This window comes from Naasia sp. SYSU D00948, assembly GCF_017916515.1.
In the GTDB taxonomy this organism is placed as follows: Bacteria; Actinomycetota; Actinomycetes; order Actinomycetales; family Microbacteriaceae; genus Naasia.
The window spans coordinates 150,917-164,310 of sequence record NZ_JAFMTA010000001.1 but is presented as its reverse complement, the minus strand read 5'-3'; the positions used below and the strand labels follow the sequence as shown (position 1 = coordinate 164,310).

Sequence of the window (13,394 nt, the reverse complement as noted above, 5' to 3'; positions counted from 1 at the left end):
TCGATCCGCAGACATGCACCCGGCGCCATGCTGGACCGATCGCCGCGCCGTGGGCGGGATGCGGAAACCGCGGAATCCGGGTCCGGGAGGACCGTCGGAGCACGGATTTCGTGACGATTCTGTTTCGGAGAAGGGGATATCCACCGGATCCGGCACGGATCCCGGGTGCGGTATGCCAGGATCGTCCCACCGACCCGAGCGCTGCTCGAGAGAGAACGGAAGGAGGCGCCCGTGTTCCGCCGCGAATCGCCCGCCGATCCCGCAGTGCGGGCCCTGATCGCCCAGGCCCGCTCCTGGCAGCTGGGCAGGCGCACCCTGCTGCAGGGCGCCGGCCTCTCCGCCGCCACTCTCGCCCTCGCGGCCTGCTCGACGGGCGGCGGCACAGGAGCCCGCCCCTCGGCGGCCGCCGACGACTCCGGCAGCGACAGGTCGCTGACCTGGGCGAACTGGTCCTTCTACATCGACGAGGACGAGGACGGCAACTACCCGACCCTGCAGGCGTTCGAGGAGGAGACCGGCATCTCGGTCACCTACAACGTCGACGTCGACGACAACAACACCTACTACGCGAAGGTGAAGGACCAGCTCGCGCTCGGGCAGGACATCGGAGCCGACACCGTCTGCCTCACCGACTGGATGGTGGGCCGCCTCATCGGGCAGGGCTACGTGCAGGAGCTCGACCACGGCAACATCCCGAACCTCGCCAACCTCAGCGCGAGCCTGCGGGATCCGGGCTTCGACCCGGGACGACGCTTCTCGGTGCCCTGGCAGACCGGGTTCGCCGGACTCGCCTGGAACCGGGAGAAGCTGCCCGACGGCCTCACCTCCGTGGAGCAGCTCTGGGACCCCGCCCTGAAGGGGCGCGTCGGCGTGCTCTCCGAGATGCGCGACACCATCGGGCTGATCCTCCTCGCGCAGGGCGTCGACATCGCGAGCGACGCCTGGGGCGACGCGCAGTTCTCCGCCGCGATCGAGGTGTTCCGCCAGCAGGTCGAGTCGGGTCAGATCCGCAACATCAAGGGCAACTCCTACGCCGACGACCTCAAGAACGAGGACACCCTCGCCGCCATCGTGTGGTCCGGCGACATCACGACCATCAACGCGGAGCTCGGCGAGGACAAGTTCGGCTTCGCGCTCCCCGACACGGGCGGCACGCTCTGGAGCGACAACTTCGTCGTCCCCATCGGCTCGACGAAGAAGGCGAACGTCGAGACGCTCATCGACTTCTACTACCGGCCCGAGATCGCCGCCGAGGTGGCCGCGTGGGTGAACTACATCACCCCCGTCGAGGGCGCTCAGGAGGCGATGGCGGAGATCGCGCCGGAGCTCGTCGAGAACCAGCTCATCTTCCCGAGCCAGGAGACCCTGTCCCGGGCGCACATCTTCCGCGACCTGACGAACGCCGAGCAGTCCCGCTACCAGGCGGAGTTCGAGTCCGTGGGCCTGGGGGCCTGATGGCCCGCGGGCTCTTCGCCGAGTCCGGGGCGGATCTCCAGCTCGTCGGGATTCGCAAGGAGTTCCCCGGTTTCACCGCGGTGGAGCAGCTCGACCTGACGGTCCCGGCCGGCACGTTCTTCGCCCTGCTCGGGCCCTCCGGATGCGGCAAGACGACCACCCTGCGCCTCGTCGCGGGACTCGAGGAGCCGACCTCCGGCCGGATCCTCCTCGGCGGCCGCGACGTGACCGACACCAAGCCGCACCGGCGTCCGGTCAACACGGTCTTCCAGAGCTACGCGCTGTTCCCGCACATGACGGTCCTCGAGAACGTCGCCTTCGGCCTGCGGCGCCGCGGGATCGACGACCCGCTCGGCAAGGCGAGGTCGGCGCTGCGCCTGGTCGAGCTCGACGCCCTCGCCGACCGGAAGCCCGCTCAGCTGTCGGGCGGCCAGCAGCAGCGCGTCGCCCTCGCGCGGGCCGTGGTGAACCGCCCCGCCCTCCTGCTCCTCGACGAGCCGCTGGGCGCCCTCGACCTCAAGCTGCGGCGGCAGATGCAGCTCGAGCTGAAGAGCATCCAGAGCGAGGTCGGCCTCACCTTCGTGCACGTCACGCACGACCAGGAGGAGGCCATGACCATGGCCGACACCGTCGCCGTGATGAACCGGGGGCGGATCGAGCAGATCGGCTCGCCGGAGGAGGTCTACGAGCTCCCGCGCACGGCGTTCGTCGCGAACTTCCTCGGCCAGTCCAACCTGTTCCCCGCCGTCGTCCGGGAAGCCGGGGACGATGCCGTCGGGGCGGACGTCGCCGGGCACCGCATCCTCGTCCCCCGGTCTCGGGCCCAGCGGACCGAGGGCACCATCACCCTGGGCGTGCGTCCCGAGAAGCTGCTGCTCCTGACCGAGGAGCCCACGCCGATCGCCGGGATCAACGTGCTCGGCCCCGGCCGGGTCACCGACGTGTCCTTCAGCGGCGTGAGCACGCAGTACCTGGTCGAGGTGCCGGGCGCCGGCACGGTCATCGTCTTCGCGCAGAACCTCGTCTTCGGGCCGGTGGTCGAGCCGGGCGCCGACGTGTGGCTCAGCTGGCGCGTCGAGCACGGCTTCGGGCTGGCCGACGCGCCGAGAGGATCGGCGCTCCAGCAGGCGCACGAGGCCCTCGTGGGCGGCGCGGAGACCTAGCCGTGGCTCTTCCCGCGTTCGCCGGCGCCTCGGCGCCCGCCACCGGCCGGGGCGGAGCCGCCCGGAGGAGCGGCAGGGTCGCGCTGCTCCTCCTCCTGCCCGGGATCGCCTACCTCCTGCTGTTCTTCCTGGCGCCGCTCCTGTCGCTCGTGATGACCTCGCTGCAGTCCCCGTCCGAGACGGTGTTCGGGCAGTACGACTTCACGTTCAACTGGGCGAACTACCTGCAGGTGGTCGGGCAGTACGGGGAGCAGATCGGCCGGTCCTTCCTCTACGCGCTCCTCGCGACCGTCTTCGCCCTGCTGTTCAGCTATCCGCTCGCGTACTTCCTCGGCGTCAACCTGCGCGGCCGCCCCATCCTGCAGAGCCTGCTGCTCGTGCTCGTGGTCGCACCGTTCTTCATCAGCTTCCTGCTGCGCACCGCTGCCTGGAAGCAGATCCTCTCGGACGAGGGCCTGGTCGTCTCGACGCTGAAGGCCCTCGCCCTCCTCGGGCCGCAGGACCACCTCACCGGGACGCCGATCGCCGTCGTCTTCGGGCTCACCTACAACTTCATCCCGTTCATGTGCCTCCCGCTCTTCACGACGCTCGAGCGGCTGGACCTCCGCGTCGTCGAGGCGGGCCGGGACCTCTACGGCGGCCCGTTCACCACGTTCCGGACGGTGACGCTGCCGCTGTCCATGCCCGGGATCGTGTCCGGCACGCTGCTCACGTTCATTCCCGCGGCGGGCGACTACGTCAACGCGAGCAGCCAGTTCCTCGGCGGGACCAGCTCGACCATGGTCGGCAACGTGATCCAGAGCAACTTCCTCGTGCAGCTCAACTATCCGGCGGCCGCGGCGCTGTCGATCCTGCTGATGGCGACGATCCTCGTGATCGTCGGCGTGTACGTGCGCCGGTCGGGGACGGAGGACCTGCTGTGAGCGGCCAGAACCAGGCGGGCCTCGTCCTCGGCCAGGAGACGGGCGCCGAGCTGGGGGAGCCGCCGCGCCGTCCACGCCGGTGGGGCCTCGGTGCGGGACGGTGGCTGCTGCCGGCGTACTGCGCGCTCGCGCTCGCCTTCCTGCTCGTCCCGATCGTCTACACGATCGCGTTCTCGTTCAACGACTCCGTCCGGACGAACATCGCGTGGCGCGGCTTCACCCTCGACAACTGGCTCAACGTCTGCGACGAGCCCGGCGTCTGCGAGGCGTTCGGCAACAGCCTGCTGATCGGCGTCGTGGCGACGGGAATCGCGACCGTCCTCGGCACGATGATCGCGCTCGCCCTGGCGCGCTACCGCTTCCGGTTCCGATCGGGGACCAATCTGCTGCTGTTCCTGCCGATGGCGACACCGGAGGTGGTCATCGGCGCGGGTCTCGCCGCGCAGTTCCTCACGGCCGGCGTGCCCAAGGGGATCGGGACGATCATCGTCGCGCACGCGATGTTCTGCCTGAGCTTCGTCGTCGTCACGGTGAAGGCCCGCGTCGCGAGCCTCGACCCGGCGCTCGAGGACGCCGGCCGCGACCTCTACGGCTCGCCCGGGCAGGTCTTCTGGCGGGTGACCTTCCCGCTGCTGCTCCCCGGCATCCTCGCCGCCGCGCTGCTGTCGTTCTCGCTGAGCTTCGACGACTTCATCATCACGTACTTCAACTCGGGCCCGGTGAACACGCTCCCGACCTACATCTACACGGCGGCGACGCGCGGCATCCCCGCCGAGGCGAACGTGCTGTCCTCGGCCGTGTTCCTGCTCGCGATCGCGGTCGTGCTGATCGGCCAGGTCGGTGCACAGGCCCGCCGGAAGCGCCTCGGCATCGCGACGCGGTAGGCCGCGCGGTCGGCACCGCCTCGCCGCGGTGGTCGTCGCCCCTACGGGGAGACCGTTTCCACCCGACAGAGCGTCAGGCGCAGGTGACGCGGATCGCCCCGACCGGGGCGCCGCCTCCGGAGACGGTCAGGTCGAGCCGGGACAGGACGCGGGCGTGGGTCGCGGGGGCGACCGCGCCGACCGACGCGAGCAGCGTCACCGCGACGGCGGCGGCCGGGCGGAGGCTGCCGTCGAGCACCTTCACGGCGACCGCCGTGCCGTCCTCGAGGGCGACGGCGAGGACGCCCTCCGCCCCCACCTTCGCAAGCGCGCCGAGCTCCTCGATGAGGACCGCGTCCGGTCGCCCCTGCCCCGAGATCAGGTCCGGATGGGCGAGCACCGCCTCCGTCAGCGTGCCCGCGTCGCGGTAGATCGCCCAGGGCGAGTCCGACCGCGCGGTGCGCAGCCGGGCGAACCCGGTCGCGAGCCCGGTGAGGGTGATCGCGTGCACCGGCAGGCCGCAGCCGTCGACGCCGGTGGCGAGGATGGGGCCGCTCGTCATGCGCTGCACGACCTCGCGCACTCGATCCTGCAGGGGGTGCGCGGGATCGAGGTAGGCGGCGGGATCCCAGCCGCTGCGGACGCAGGCGAGGAGCATCGCCGCGTGCTTGCCGGAGCAGTTGTGGAAGATCGGATGGGGGCCGTGCCCGTCGCGGACCATCGAGTCGCGGGACTCCTGGTCCTTCGGCCAGTCCGCCGGGCAGCGGAGGGCGGAGAGCCGGAGCCGCCCCTTCTTCAGTACGTCGCGGACGATCCTCGCCTGCTCGGCGGTGCCGTCGTGGCTCGCGGTGGCGAGCACGAGCTCCTCCGGTGCGAGGTCGGCGCCGCTCGCCATCGAGGCGAGCGCCTGGAACGGCTTGAGCGCGGAGCGCGGGAAGATCGCGGCCTCGGGATCGCCGACGCTGCGCAGCACCGTCCCCTCGGGACCCAGCACGACCGCGGACCCCGCGTGACGGGACTCCGCGAACCCGCTGCGCTCGACGACCGCGAGCTCCTGCGCCGACTCGAGGGCGAAGGTCCCCGTGGGCGCGGAGGGCAGGCGGATGGGACCGGTCGTCACCGGGTCAGAGCGCGGCGAAGCCGTCGGCGAGGACCCCCAGGGCGTCCTCGAGCAGCTCGTCGGAGATCGCGAGGCTCGGCAGGAAGCGGAGGACGTTGCCCCAGGTGCCCGCGGTCAGGACGAGGACGCCGTTCTGCGCCGCGTGCGCGGCCAGAGCGTTCACCGCCTCCTGGTTCGGGGCCTTGGTCGTCTGCGCCGTGCCGGGCTGGACCAGCTCGATCGCCATCATCGCGCCGCGTCCGCGGATGTCGCCGATGATGTCGAAGCGCTCCTGCAGCGCGGTGAGGCCGCGGGTGAGGGTCTTCTCGATCCGGGCGGCCTCGGCGAGGAGGCCGTCCCGCTCGATGAGCTCGAACACGGCGACGGAGGCGGCAGCGGCGACGGGGTTGCCGCCGAACGTCCCGCCGAGGCCGCCGGGCTGGGCGGCGTCCATGATCTCCGCCCGGCCGGTGACGCCCGCGAGGGGGAGCCCCGCGGCGATGCCCTTGGCCGAGAGCACGAGGTCCGGCACGAGCCCGAAGTGCTCGCTCGCGAACCAGCGCCCGGTGCGGCCCATCCCGCTCTGGATCTCGTCGGCGATGAGCACCACGCCGTTGCGGGTGGTCCACTCCTGCAGCGCGGGGAGGTAGCCCTCGGCGGGCGTCTGGAAGCCGCCCTCGCCCTGGATGGGCTCGACGACGAGCGCCGCGAGGTCGGAGGCGCCGATGCGCTTCTCGAGGTAGGCGATGGTCCGGGCCGCGGCCTCCTCGCCGGAGAGCCCGTCCCGGTAGGGGTACGAGCTGGGCGCGTGGAAGACGTCGCCGGCGAAGGGGCCGAAGCCGGTCGCGTACGGCGCTGCCTTGTAGTTCATCGCCATCGTCAGGTTGGTGCGGCCGTGGTACGCGTGCTCGAGCACCGCGACGGCGCGGCGGCCCGTGTACTTCCGGGCGATCTTGACGCCGTTCTCGACGGCCTCCGCGCCCGAGTTCACGAGCACCGTGTGCTTCTCGAAGTCGCCGGGGGTGTGCTGGGCGAGGAGCTCGGCGACCCGGACGTACGACTCGTACGGCGTGATCGTGAAGAGGGTGTGCAGGAAGGAGTCGAGCTGCGCCTTCGCCGCGTCGACCACCGCCTCGCGCGTGTGGCCGACGGTCGTCACGCCGATCCCCGCGCCGAGGTCGATGAACTGGTTCCCGTCGACGTCCCGGAGGACCGCGCCGTTCGCCGCCTCGATGTAGACGGGGAGGACGGAGTGCACGCCCGGGGGGACCACCTTGACGCGCCGCTCGTGCAGTGCCTGCGACTTGGGGCCCGGGATGGCGGTGACCACTTCGCGGCGAGGTTCGATCGGCTGAGCGGACGAGGCGGACAGGGTCTCCAGCAGGGCGTCAGTCATGATGCGGGCGAGTCTACGCCCGGGCCCTCCATGACCCCCGAGGACGCGGCGGCTAGCATCGCGCTCGTGAGGATCGACCACCAGTACCGGATCGGCGTCGAGTGGACCGGGAACCGCGGGGAGGGCACCACCTCCTACAAGGCGTACGGGCGCGAGAACCTCGTCACGGCGGAGGGCAAGCCGCCGCTCGAGGGCTCCGCCGACCGGGCGTTCCGCGGCGACGCGGACCGCTGGAACCCGGAGGAGCTGCTCGTCGCGGCGCTCAGCCAGTGCCACATGCTCTCCTACCTGCACGTCGCCGTCCTGCACGGCGTCGTCGTGACGGGGTACACCGACGTCGCGACGGGGGTCATGACCCAGACCCCGGACGGCGGCGGGCGCTTCCGCGAGGTCACCCTCCACCCCGTGGTCGAGCTCGCAGACCCGGCGCAGGCAGCGCTCGCCGACTCGCTCCACGCCGAGGCGAACCGCAAGTGCTTCATCGCGGCGTCCGTGAACTTCACCGTGCACCACGAGCCCACGACGACGGCCGCCGCGCTCGCTCAGCGGGGCGGCGGCGCCACCCAGTAGGTCTCGACGCAGCTGCTGCCGGCCTCGGAGAGCACGCACCGGCCCAGGAACTCGGGGAACCGGACGGCGGCGGGATCGCCGAACCAGTCCGTGAAGATCCGCCAGAAGTTGCGGTTGCCGTAGGAGGAGCACGCGTCGCCCGAGCCGTAGAGCCGGGCGAGCGCCGCCGCGTTCGGCTGGTACGGCGTGTAGTTGTACAGGTTCGCGGTCGCCTGGTTGCGGATGTCCACCGGCGCCGCTCCGCAGGACGCGTCCGGCGAGTAGGCGATGCTGACCCTGCCGATCTCGGCGGCCCGGTCGGTGGGGTAGAGGGTGTACTGCCGGAACTGCCAGGCGGCCCGGTAGACCTGGTTGAAGAAGCCGAAGTAGCGCGCGTCGCAGGCTGCTGTGTCCGGGCAGGCGTATCCGGTCGCCCGCTCGTAGCCGAAGGCGCTCGGCCGGGTCAGCAGCGACTGCTCCTTCTGCAGCAGCACGAGGAGCACCTGCGGGTTGATGCCGCACGCCGCGGCCACCTTCGCGACGATCCGCGACGCCTCCTCGCTCTCGGCGCCGCGGTAGGGGGCGCAGTGGCCGAAGCCCTGATCGGGCACGTCCGGGGTGTCCGAGCGGAAGTCCTCCAGGCACGGCACGCCGTCCTCCGGGATGCAGACGCGGCGCTCGAGGAATGCCTGGACCTCCTCCGCCCGCATCGCGGACGCGTCGTAGAAGCGGTCGTCGCTGATGAGCAGGCCGGGCCGGAAGTCCCCGGCGTCCGCCCTGCGCCACTCGATCGCGGTCCGCTCCGTCGAGGGAGTCGCGGCGGCGGGCGGACCCGGGAACAGGACGGCGGTCACGAGGGCGAGCACCGCCGCCCCCAGCGCGCGCATCACCCGATCACTCTAGACAGCCCGGGTGGGCCGGGCGGGGGTGGAAGGATGGGCGGGTGCGGCGCCTGATCCTCCTCGGCTCGACCGGTTCCATCGGCACCCAGGCCCTCGACGTGGTCCGCGCGAACCCCGGCCGGTTCGAGGTCGTGGGGCTCGCGGCGGGCACCGACCGGGCCGCGCTCGCCGCCCAGGCCGAGGAGTTCGGCGTGCGCTCGACCGCACTCGGTGCCGAGGAGGCGGCCGCCCTCGTGCGGGACGTCGAGTGCGACGTCGTCCTCAACGGCATCACCGGCTCGGTCGGGCTGGGTCCCACGCTGGCGGCGCTCGAAGCCGGACGGATCCTCGCGCTCGCCAACAAGGAGTCGCTGATCGTGGGCGGCGAGCTCGTCACCCGGGCCGCCCGGCCCGGGCAGATCGTGCCCGTCGACTCCGAGCACTCGGCGATCGCCCAGGCTCTCCGTGCGGGCGCGCCCGACGAGGTCCGGCGGCTCGTCCTCACCGCGTCGGGCGGTCCGTTCCGCGGCCTCAGGCGCGAGGACCTGGAGGACGTGACCCCCCGGGAGGCGCTCGCACACCCCACCTGGGACATGGGGCTCGTGGTGACGACGAACTCCGCCACCCTGGTCAACAAGGGCCTCGAGGTGATCGAGGCGCACCTGCTCTTCGGGGTGCCCTACGACCGCATCGACGTGACGGTGCATCCGCAGTCGATCGTGCACTCGATGGTCGAGTTCACGGACGGGTCGACGATCGCGCAGGCCTCGCCCCCGGACATGCGGCTGCCGATCTCGCTGGGCCTCGACTGGCCGCGCCGGGTGCCCGGAGTCGGGGTGCCGCTCGACTGGACCAGGGCGAGCGCCTGGACCTTCGAGCCGCTCGACGACGAGGCGTTTCCGGCGGTGGAGCTCGCGAAGGCCGTCGGCCGGGCGGGCGGGAGCGCGCCGGCCGTCTTCAACGCGGCGAACGAGCAGGCCGTCGCGGCGTTCCACGCCGGAAGGATCCCGTTCCTCGGGATCCTCGACACCGTCCGCGCGGTCGTGGACCGCCACAGCCCCGACTCCGGCGGGCTGACGCTCGAGGGCCTGCTGGAGACCGAGAGGTGGGCGAGGGCCGAGGCCGACCGCCTCCTGCGCTAGCCCTGGGCCGCCTCGCCGGTCCAGCGCTCGATCTGGCGCTGGAGGTCGCGCCCGAGCTGGTCCAGCCGGTCGCGCAGCCCGTCGAAGATGTTCCGGTCCTCCGCGGCCTCCTGCTCCTGCTGGATCCGCTCGTGCTCCTCCCTCAGCCGCTCGAGCTCGGCCTGCTCGGCGGCGACCGCGGCCTCGAGCTCCTCCCGGACGCCCTCGATCGACGCGAGGATCTCGCGGTAGCGGGCGGAGGTCACCTGGTCCGCCAGCGCGGCCTGGTCCACGTGCGACGCCAGCTCCTCGAGCGACGTGACGGCGCCCGGATAGTCGGTCACCGCGGCGGCGGTCGCCACGGCGAGGGCGTCCTCCCGGAGCCGGCGGGTGAGCTCGTCGGTCAGGCCCTCGCCCTCGATGGCGGTCTGGAGCTGGGCGAGACCCGTGCCGAGCTCGCCCTCGACGGCGGGGTAGGCCGGCGGAGGCTCGGGCGGTCCCGGCTGGATCCAGGCGGTGATGGCGGGCCACGCCGCGACCACACCCACGGAGCCTCCGGCGAGGAGGAGCACGAGGAGCACGGACCACGCGGCGCGCCGTCGCCGGGCGTGCTGGGGGGCGTGCGGCGCGGGAGGCGGAGGGTCGGGCCGGGGGAGCAGCGAGGTGGGACCGGTCGGAACAGCGGTCCGGTCGCCCGGTACGACGGGCAGCACGGCCGTCCGGTCCTCGGAGGGGACCCGGAGGATCTCGGTGCGGTCGCCGGAGGCGAGGGCGGTCGCCTGCTCGCGCTCGGGATCCTCGTCGAGCTCGGGCAGCACCGAAGTCCCGCGGTCCGCCGGAGGAAGCAGGAGCGTCGGGGGCTCGGCCGTCGAGGCGAAGGGGCCGTGGGAGGACCAGGCGAGGAGGCCGTCCCGCGCCTGCCGGGCGGAGGGACGGTCGGCGGGGTCGACGGCCGTCATGGACGCGAGGAGCTCGGCGTCGGGCGGGGTGAGCCCTGCCGGGAGCACGGGCGGGCGGACGGTCCGCGCGATCGCCTGCTCGGTCCCCGTGCCGGGGAACGGCGCGCGTCCGGTCAGCCCCTCGAGGAGCACGATGCCGAGCGAGTAGACGTCGCTCGGCGGTCCCACGAGTCCGCCCGAGACCTGCTCCGGGCTCAGGTACCGTGCGGTGCCGATGACCATGCCCGCGGTCGTGAGCCGGGACTCGTCGGCGATCCGTGCGATGCCGAGGTCCGCGAGCTTGGCGCGGAGCCGGTCGTCCTCGTCGGTGGTGACGAGCACGTTCTCCGGCTTGACGTCGCGGTGCACGACCCCGCGGGAGCCGATGTACCCGAGGGCGTCGGCCACCTGCGAGAGCAGGCGCGTGAACTCCGCGGCGGTGACGGGACGGTCGCGGAGGAGCTCGGCGAGATTGGGGCCGTCGACCAGCTCGAGGATCAGGTAGGCGGGCTCGCCCGCCTCGCCGGTCGCAGCGTCGTGAAGGGTGACGAGCGAGGGGTGGTTGAGGCCCGCGAGCATGCGGATCTCCGAGCGGATGCGGCGCAGGTCCCGCGCGTCCGCCACGTCCGGCCGGAACAGCTTCACCGCGACGTCACGGCCCAGCCTCTCGTCGTGGGCGCGGTGCACCGTCGCCATGCCGCCCTCGCCGATCAAGGGCCCGAGGAGGTATCGGCCGGCCAGAAGGGTGCCCGCACCGGTCGCCGAACTGGCCACGAGCCCTCCCTTCCTGATGAACTCCTGATCTACCACGCCCTGCTGGGGGAAGACCGCCCAATCGCCGGGGTGCGACTGCTCGCGCGTGCTGTCCGAGGGGCGGCTACTCCGTCGGCTCCTCCGTCGACTCGGTGGAGTCGCCGCCCTCCTGGGGCGTGCCGCCCTGCTGGGATCCGGAGTCGCCCCCGGATCCGCCCTCGGAGCCGCCGCCGGATCCGCCGTCCGTGTCGTCGCCGCCGCCGTCGGCGCCGTCTCCGGATCCGCCGTCACCGCCGTCCGGGGTGTCGCCGCTTCCGTCACCCTCGCCGGATCCGCCGGTGGCGTCGTCCTCGCCCGATCCCGCAGGCGGGGTCGCCTCGCCTCCGTCGGTCTCGGACGTGTCCTCCGTCGGCGTCGTCGGAGCCGGCGGCGCCGCGGGATCGCCCTCGGAGGAGTCCCCGTCTCCGCCGCCGCCGCCGCCGTCTCCGCCGGTCTCCGCGCTGTCCGAACCGCCGTCCGGGATCGGGGCCGTCGTGCCGCCGGTCGCCGTGAGCCGCTCGGAGAGCTCCGCGCGGGCCCGGGTGATCGCGGCCTTGATGGCCTCATAGCGCTCGGCCGGGATCCGGCCGTCCGCTCGGGCCTTCTCGAGGCGGGCCTCCAGCTCGTCGAGTGCGGTGAGCGCGGCCTCGAGGTCTCCGCCGGCCGCGTGCGACGTGACCTGGAGGACGGTGTCCTGAAGGTCGTCCGCGACGGCGGCCGGGTACGTGTCCTGCCGCGCGCAGCCGGACAGGGTGAGGGCGACGGCGAGCGCCGCCGCGGCGAGCCGGATCACTCGACACTCTCCTGCAGGTCGCGGAGCACGTCCCCGAGCTCCCCGGGGACGTCGGGGTAGGCGGGCGCGCTCTGCCCGGCGTCGCCCGAGAGCGACTGGATCACGGCGGGCGCGAGGAGGACACCGGCGAGCAGCACGGCGGCGACGAGAGCCCACATCACGATCGCCACCGCGCGGCCCCGGCGGTCCTTCCGGATGCGGGTGGGTGTCGTCGTCGGCGCCGTCGCGGGCTGCCACGCGGGCAGCCCGCCCGTGCCGGCGGCCGGCGCGTGCTGCGGGAGCGGGGTCGCCGGAGCGAGGCCCGGGTACGGGGTGGCGGGCGCCGGCCCGGCGATCGCCGCGGGTTCGGTCAGGGCGGGATAGGGCGTCGCGAGCGGTCGTGTCAGGCCGTCGTGCGGTGTCGCGAGGGGCTGCGTGATGCCGTCGGTCTCGGCAGGAGGGGCGCCGGGGGCGGGAACCGGGCCGGATGGCGTCCCCGCCGTGCGGAGCGGCAGGGACTGCAGCGGGATCGCGGCGGTTCCGCTCATCGCCTCCCACCGGGTGAGCGCGTCCTCGGCCTGCGCGGCGCTGATCCTCGAGCCGGGGTCGAGGGCGGTCATGGCCCGGAGGATGGCCGAGGAGATCTCGGGGAGCCCCGGCGGGAGCTCCGGCGGCCGCACCGTGCGCGTGGCGGCCGACTCCTGCGGCGTCCCGGCGAACGGTTTCGCGCCGGTCAGGCACTCGATGAGCACGAGACCGAGCGCGTACACGTCGCTCGCGCTGTCGGCGTAGCCGCCGGTGATCTGCTCGGGCGCGAGGTAGGCGACCGTGCCGAGCATCTGCCCGGCACTCGTGAGATGGGTGGCGTCCGCGAGCCTGGCGATGCCGAGGTCCGCGAGCTTCGCGACGACCCGGCCGTCCTGGTCGCGCCGCACGAGGATGTTCGCCGGCTTGACGTCCCTGTGCACGATCCCCTTGCGGTGGATGTGCGCGAGCGCGCTCGCGATCTGCGCGCCGATCTGCAGCGCCTCCCGGGGGCTGATCCGGCGCTCGGCCAGCAGGTGCCCGAGATCCTCGCCGTCGACCAGCTCCATGACGAGGAAGGCCGTCCCGCTGTCGCCACTGAAGGACGCGTCGTGCAGGGTGACGAGGTTCGGGTGGTTGACGCTCCCGAGCATCTGGATCTCGGCCTGCACCCGCCTGGTGTCGCTCGCCTCGCGCACGTCGGTGCGGAACACCTTGACGGCGACGTCGCGGTCGAGCACGAGGTCGTGCGCCCGGTGCACGGTCGCCATGCCGCCCGAGCCGAGAAGCTCGCCCACCTGGTACCGTCCGCCCAGGATCGCGCCCGTGTCGGGACGGGTACTGGTCACGGAGGGCTCGCTTTCACCGGGTGCCCCCATGGTACCGGCCGCGTCGGGACCCCTCGGGGGGTAGCGCGG

Annotated in this window: 12 protein-coding genes; 6 read left to right on the top strand and 6 right to left on the bottom strand. The window is 72.9% G+C overall.

Annotated elements, in window-relative coordinates; translation table 11 throughout:
- Positions 1 to 231: 231 nt before the first annotated feature.
- The 4 genes from J3P30_RS00810 to J3P30_RS00795 are packed head-to-tail and all read left to right on the top strand — an operon-like array spanning position 232 to position 4,425.
- Positions 232 to 1,455 carry a PotD/PotF family extracellular solute-binding protein gene (locus J3P30_RS00810; RefSeq protein WP_210479010.1) on the top strand — a complete coding sequence of 408 codons (1,224 nt, stop codon included), beginning with the start codon at positions 232 to 234 and terminating at the stop codon, positions 1,453 to 1,455.
- Positions 1,455 to 2,618 (top strand): ABC transporter ATP-binding protein, encoded by a 1,164-nt coding sequence (locus tag J3P30_RS00805; protein ID WP_210479008.1) that lies wholly within the window; start codon positions 1,455 to 1,457, stop codon positions 2,616 to 2,618. The genes J3P30_RS00810 and J3P30_RS00805 overlap by 1 nt, the downstream gene beginning before the upstream one ends.
- Before the next feature lie 2 nt (positions 2,619 to 2,620).
- Positions 2,621 to 3,541 (top strand): ABC transporter permease, encoded by a 921-nt coding sequence (locus J3P30_RS00800; protein WP_210479007.1) that lies wholly within the window; start codon positions 2,621 to 2,623, stop codon positions 3,539 to 3,541.
- 50 nt (positions 3,542 to 3,591) lie between these two features.
- Positions 3,592 to 4,425: an ABC transporter permease gene (locus J3P30_RS00795; protein WP_210481791.1), complete on the top strand. Its 834-nt coding sequence runs from the start codon at positions 3,592 to 3,594 to the stop codon at positions 4,423 to 4,425.
- 73 nt (positions 4,426 to 4,498) lie between these two features.
- On the opposite strand, the gene J3P30_RS00790 is transcribed toward J3P30_RS00795, so the two are convergent.
- Together J3P30_RS00790 and gabT are read right to left on the bottom strand one after the other, a co-directional pair.
- Positions 4,499 to 5,524: an asparaginase gene (locus tag J3P30_RS00790; protein ID WP_307807338.1), complete on the bottom strand. Its 1,026-nt coding sequence runs from the start codon at positions 5,522 to 5,524 to the stop codon at positions 4,499 to 4,501.
- 4 nt (positions 5,525 to 5,528) lie between these two features.
- The gene (gene gabT, locus J3P30_RS00785) at positions 5,529 to 6,899 is read right to left on the bottom strand and encodes a 4-aminobutyrate--2-oxoglutarate transaminase (protein WP_210479005.1); all 1,371 of its coding nucleotides are present in this window, start codon (positions 6,897 to 6,899) and stop codon (positions 5,529 to 5,531) included.
- 66 nt (positions 6,900 to 6,965) lie between these two features.
- Here gabT and J3P30_RS00780 point away from each other — a divergent pair, with 66 nt between their 5' ends.
- A complete protein-coding gene (locus J3P30_RS00780; protein ID WP_210479003.1) occupies positions 6,966 to 7,469 on the top strand; it encodes an OsmC family protein in 504 nt (167 codons plus the stop codon).
- On the opposite strand, the gene J3P30_RS00775 is transcribed toward J3P30_RS00780, so the two are convergent.
- Positions 7,442 to 8,335: a hypothetical protein gene (locus J3P30_RS00775; RefSeq protein WP_246852823.1), complete on the bottom strand. Its 894-nt coding sequence runs from the start codon at positions 8,333 to 8,335 to the stop codon at positions 7,442 to 7,444. The genes J3P30_RS00780 and J3P30_RS00775 overlap by 28 nt on opposite strands.
- A gap of 56 nt (positions 8,336 to 8,391) precedes the next feature.
- Between J3P30_RS00775 and dxr the strand changes: the two genes are divergently transcribed.
- Entirely contained in the window at positions 8,392 to 9,471 is a 1,080-nt protein-coding gene (gene dxr, locus J3P30_RS00770; RefSeq protein WP_210479001.1) for a 1-deoxy-D-xylulose-5-phosphate reductoisomerase, read from the top strand.
- Here dxr and J3P30_RS00765 read toward each other — a convergent pair.
- The 3 genes from J3P30_RS00765 to J3P30_RS00755 all read right to left on the bottom strand — a co-directional run bounded on the left by J3P30_RS00765 (position 9,468) and on the right by J3P30_RS00755 (position 13,325).
- Complete coding sequence (locus J3P30_RS00765; RefSeq protein WP_210479000.1) at positions 9,468 to 11,162, bottom strand: serine/threonine-protein kinase; 1,695 nt, start codon at positions 11,160 to 11,162, stop codon at positions 9,468 to 9,470. The two genes, dxr and J3P30_RS00765, sit on opposite strands and share 4 nt — an antisense overlap.
- A gap of 103 nt (positions 11,163 to 11,265) precedes the next feature.
- A complete protein-coding gene (locus J3P30_RS15485; RefSeq protein WP_210478999.1) occupies positions 11,266 to 11,973 on the bottom strand; it encodes a hypothetical protein in 708 nt (235 codons plus the stop codon).
- Positions 11,970 to 13,325 carry a serine/threonine-protein kinase gene (locus J3P30_RS00755; RefSeq protein WP_210478998.1) on the bottom strand — a complete coding sequence of 452 codons (1,356 nt, stop codon included), beginning with the start codon at positions 13,323 to 13,325 and terminating at the stop codon, positions 11,970 to 11,972. Before J3P30_RS00755 ends, J3P30_RS15485 begins: the two co-directional genes overlap by 4 nt.
- Positions 13,326 to 13,394: the final 69 nt, after the last annotated feature.

Coding starts and splice junctions, on each gene's coding strand:
- gabT (WP_210479005.1), bottom strand. CDS start 6,899: ATGACTGACGCCCTGCTGGAGACCCTGTCCGCCTCGTCCGCTCAGCCG.
- J3P30_RS00805 (WP_210479008.1), top strand. CDS start 1,455: ATGGCCCGCGGGCTCTTCGCCGAGTCCGGGGCGGATCTCCAGCTCGTC.
- J3P30_RS00775 (WP_246852823.1), bottom strand. CDS start 8,335: ATGCGCGCGCTGGGGGCGGCGGTGCTCGCCCTCGTGACCGCCGTCCTG.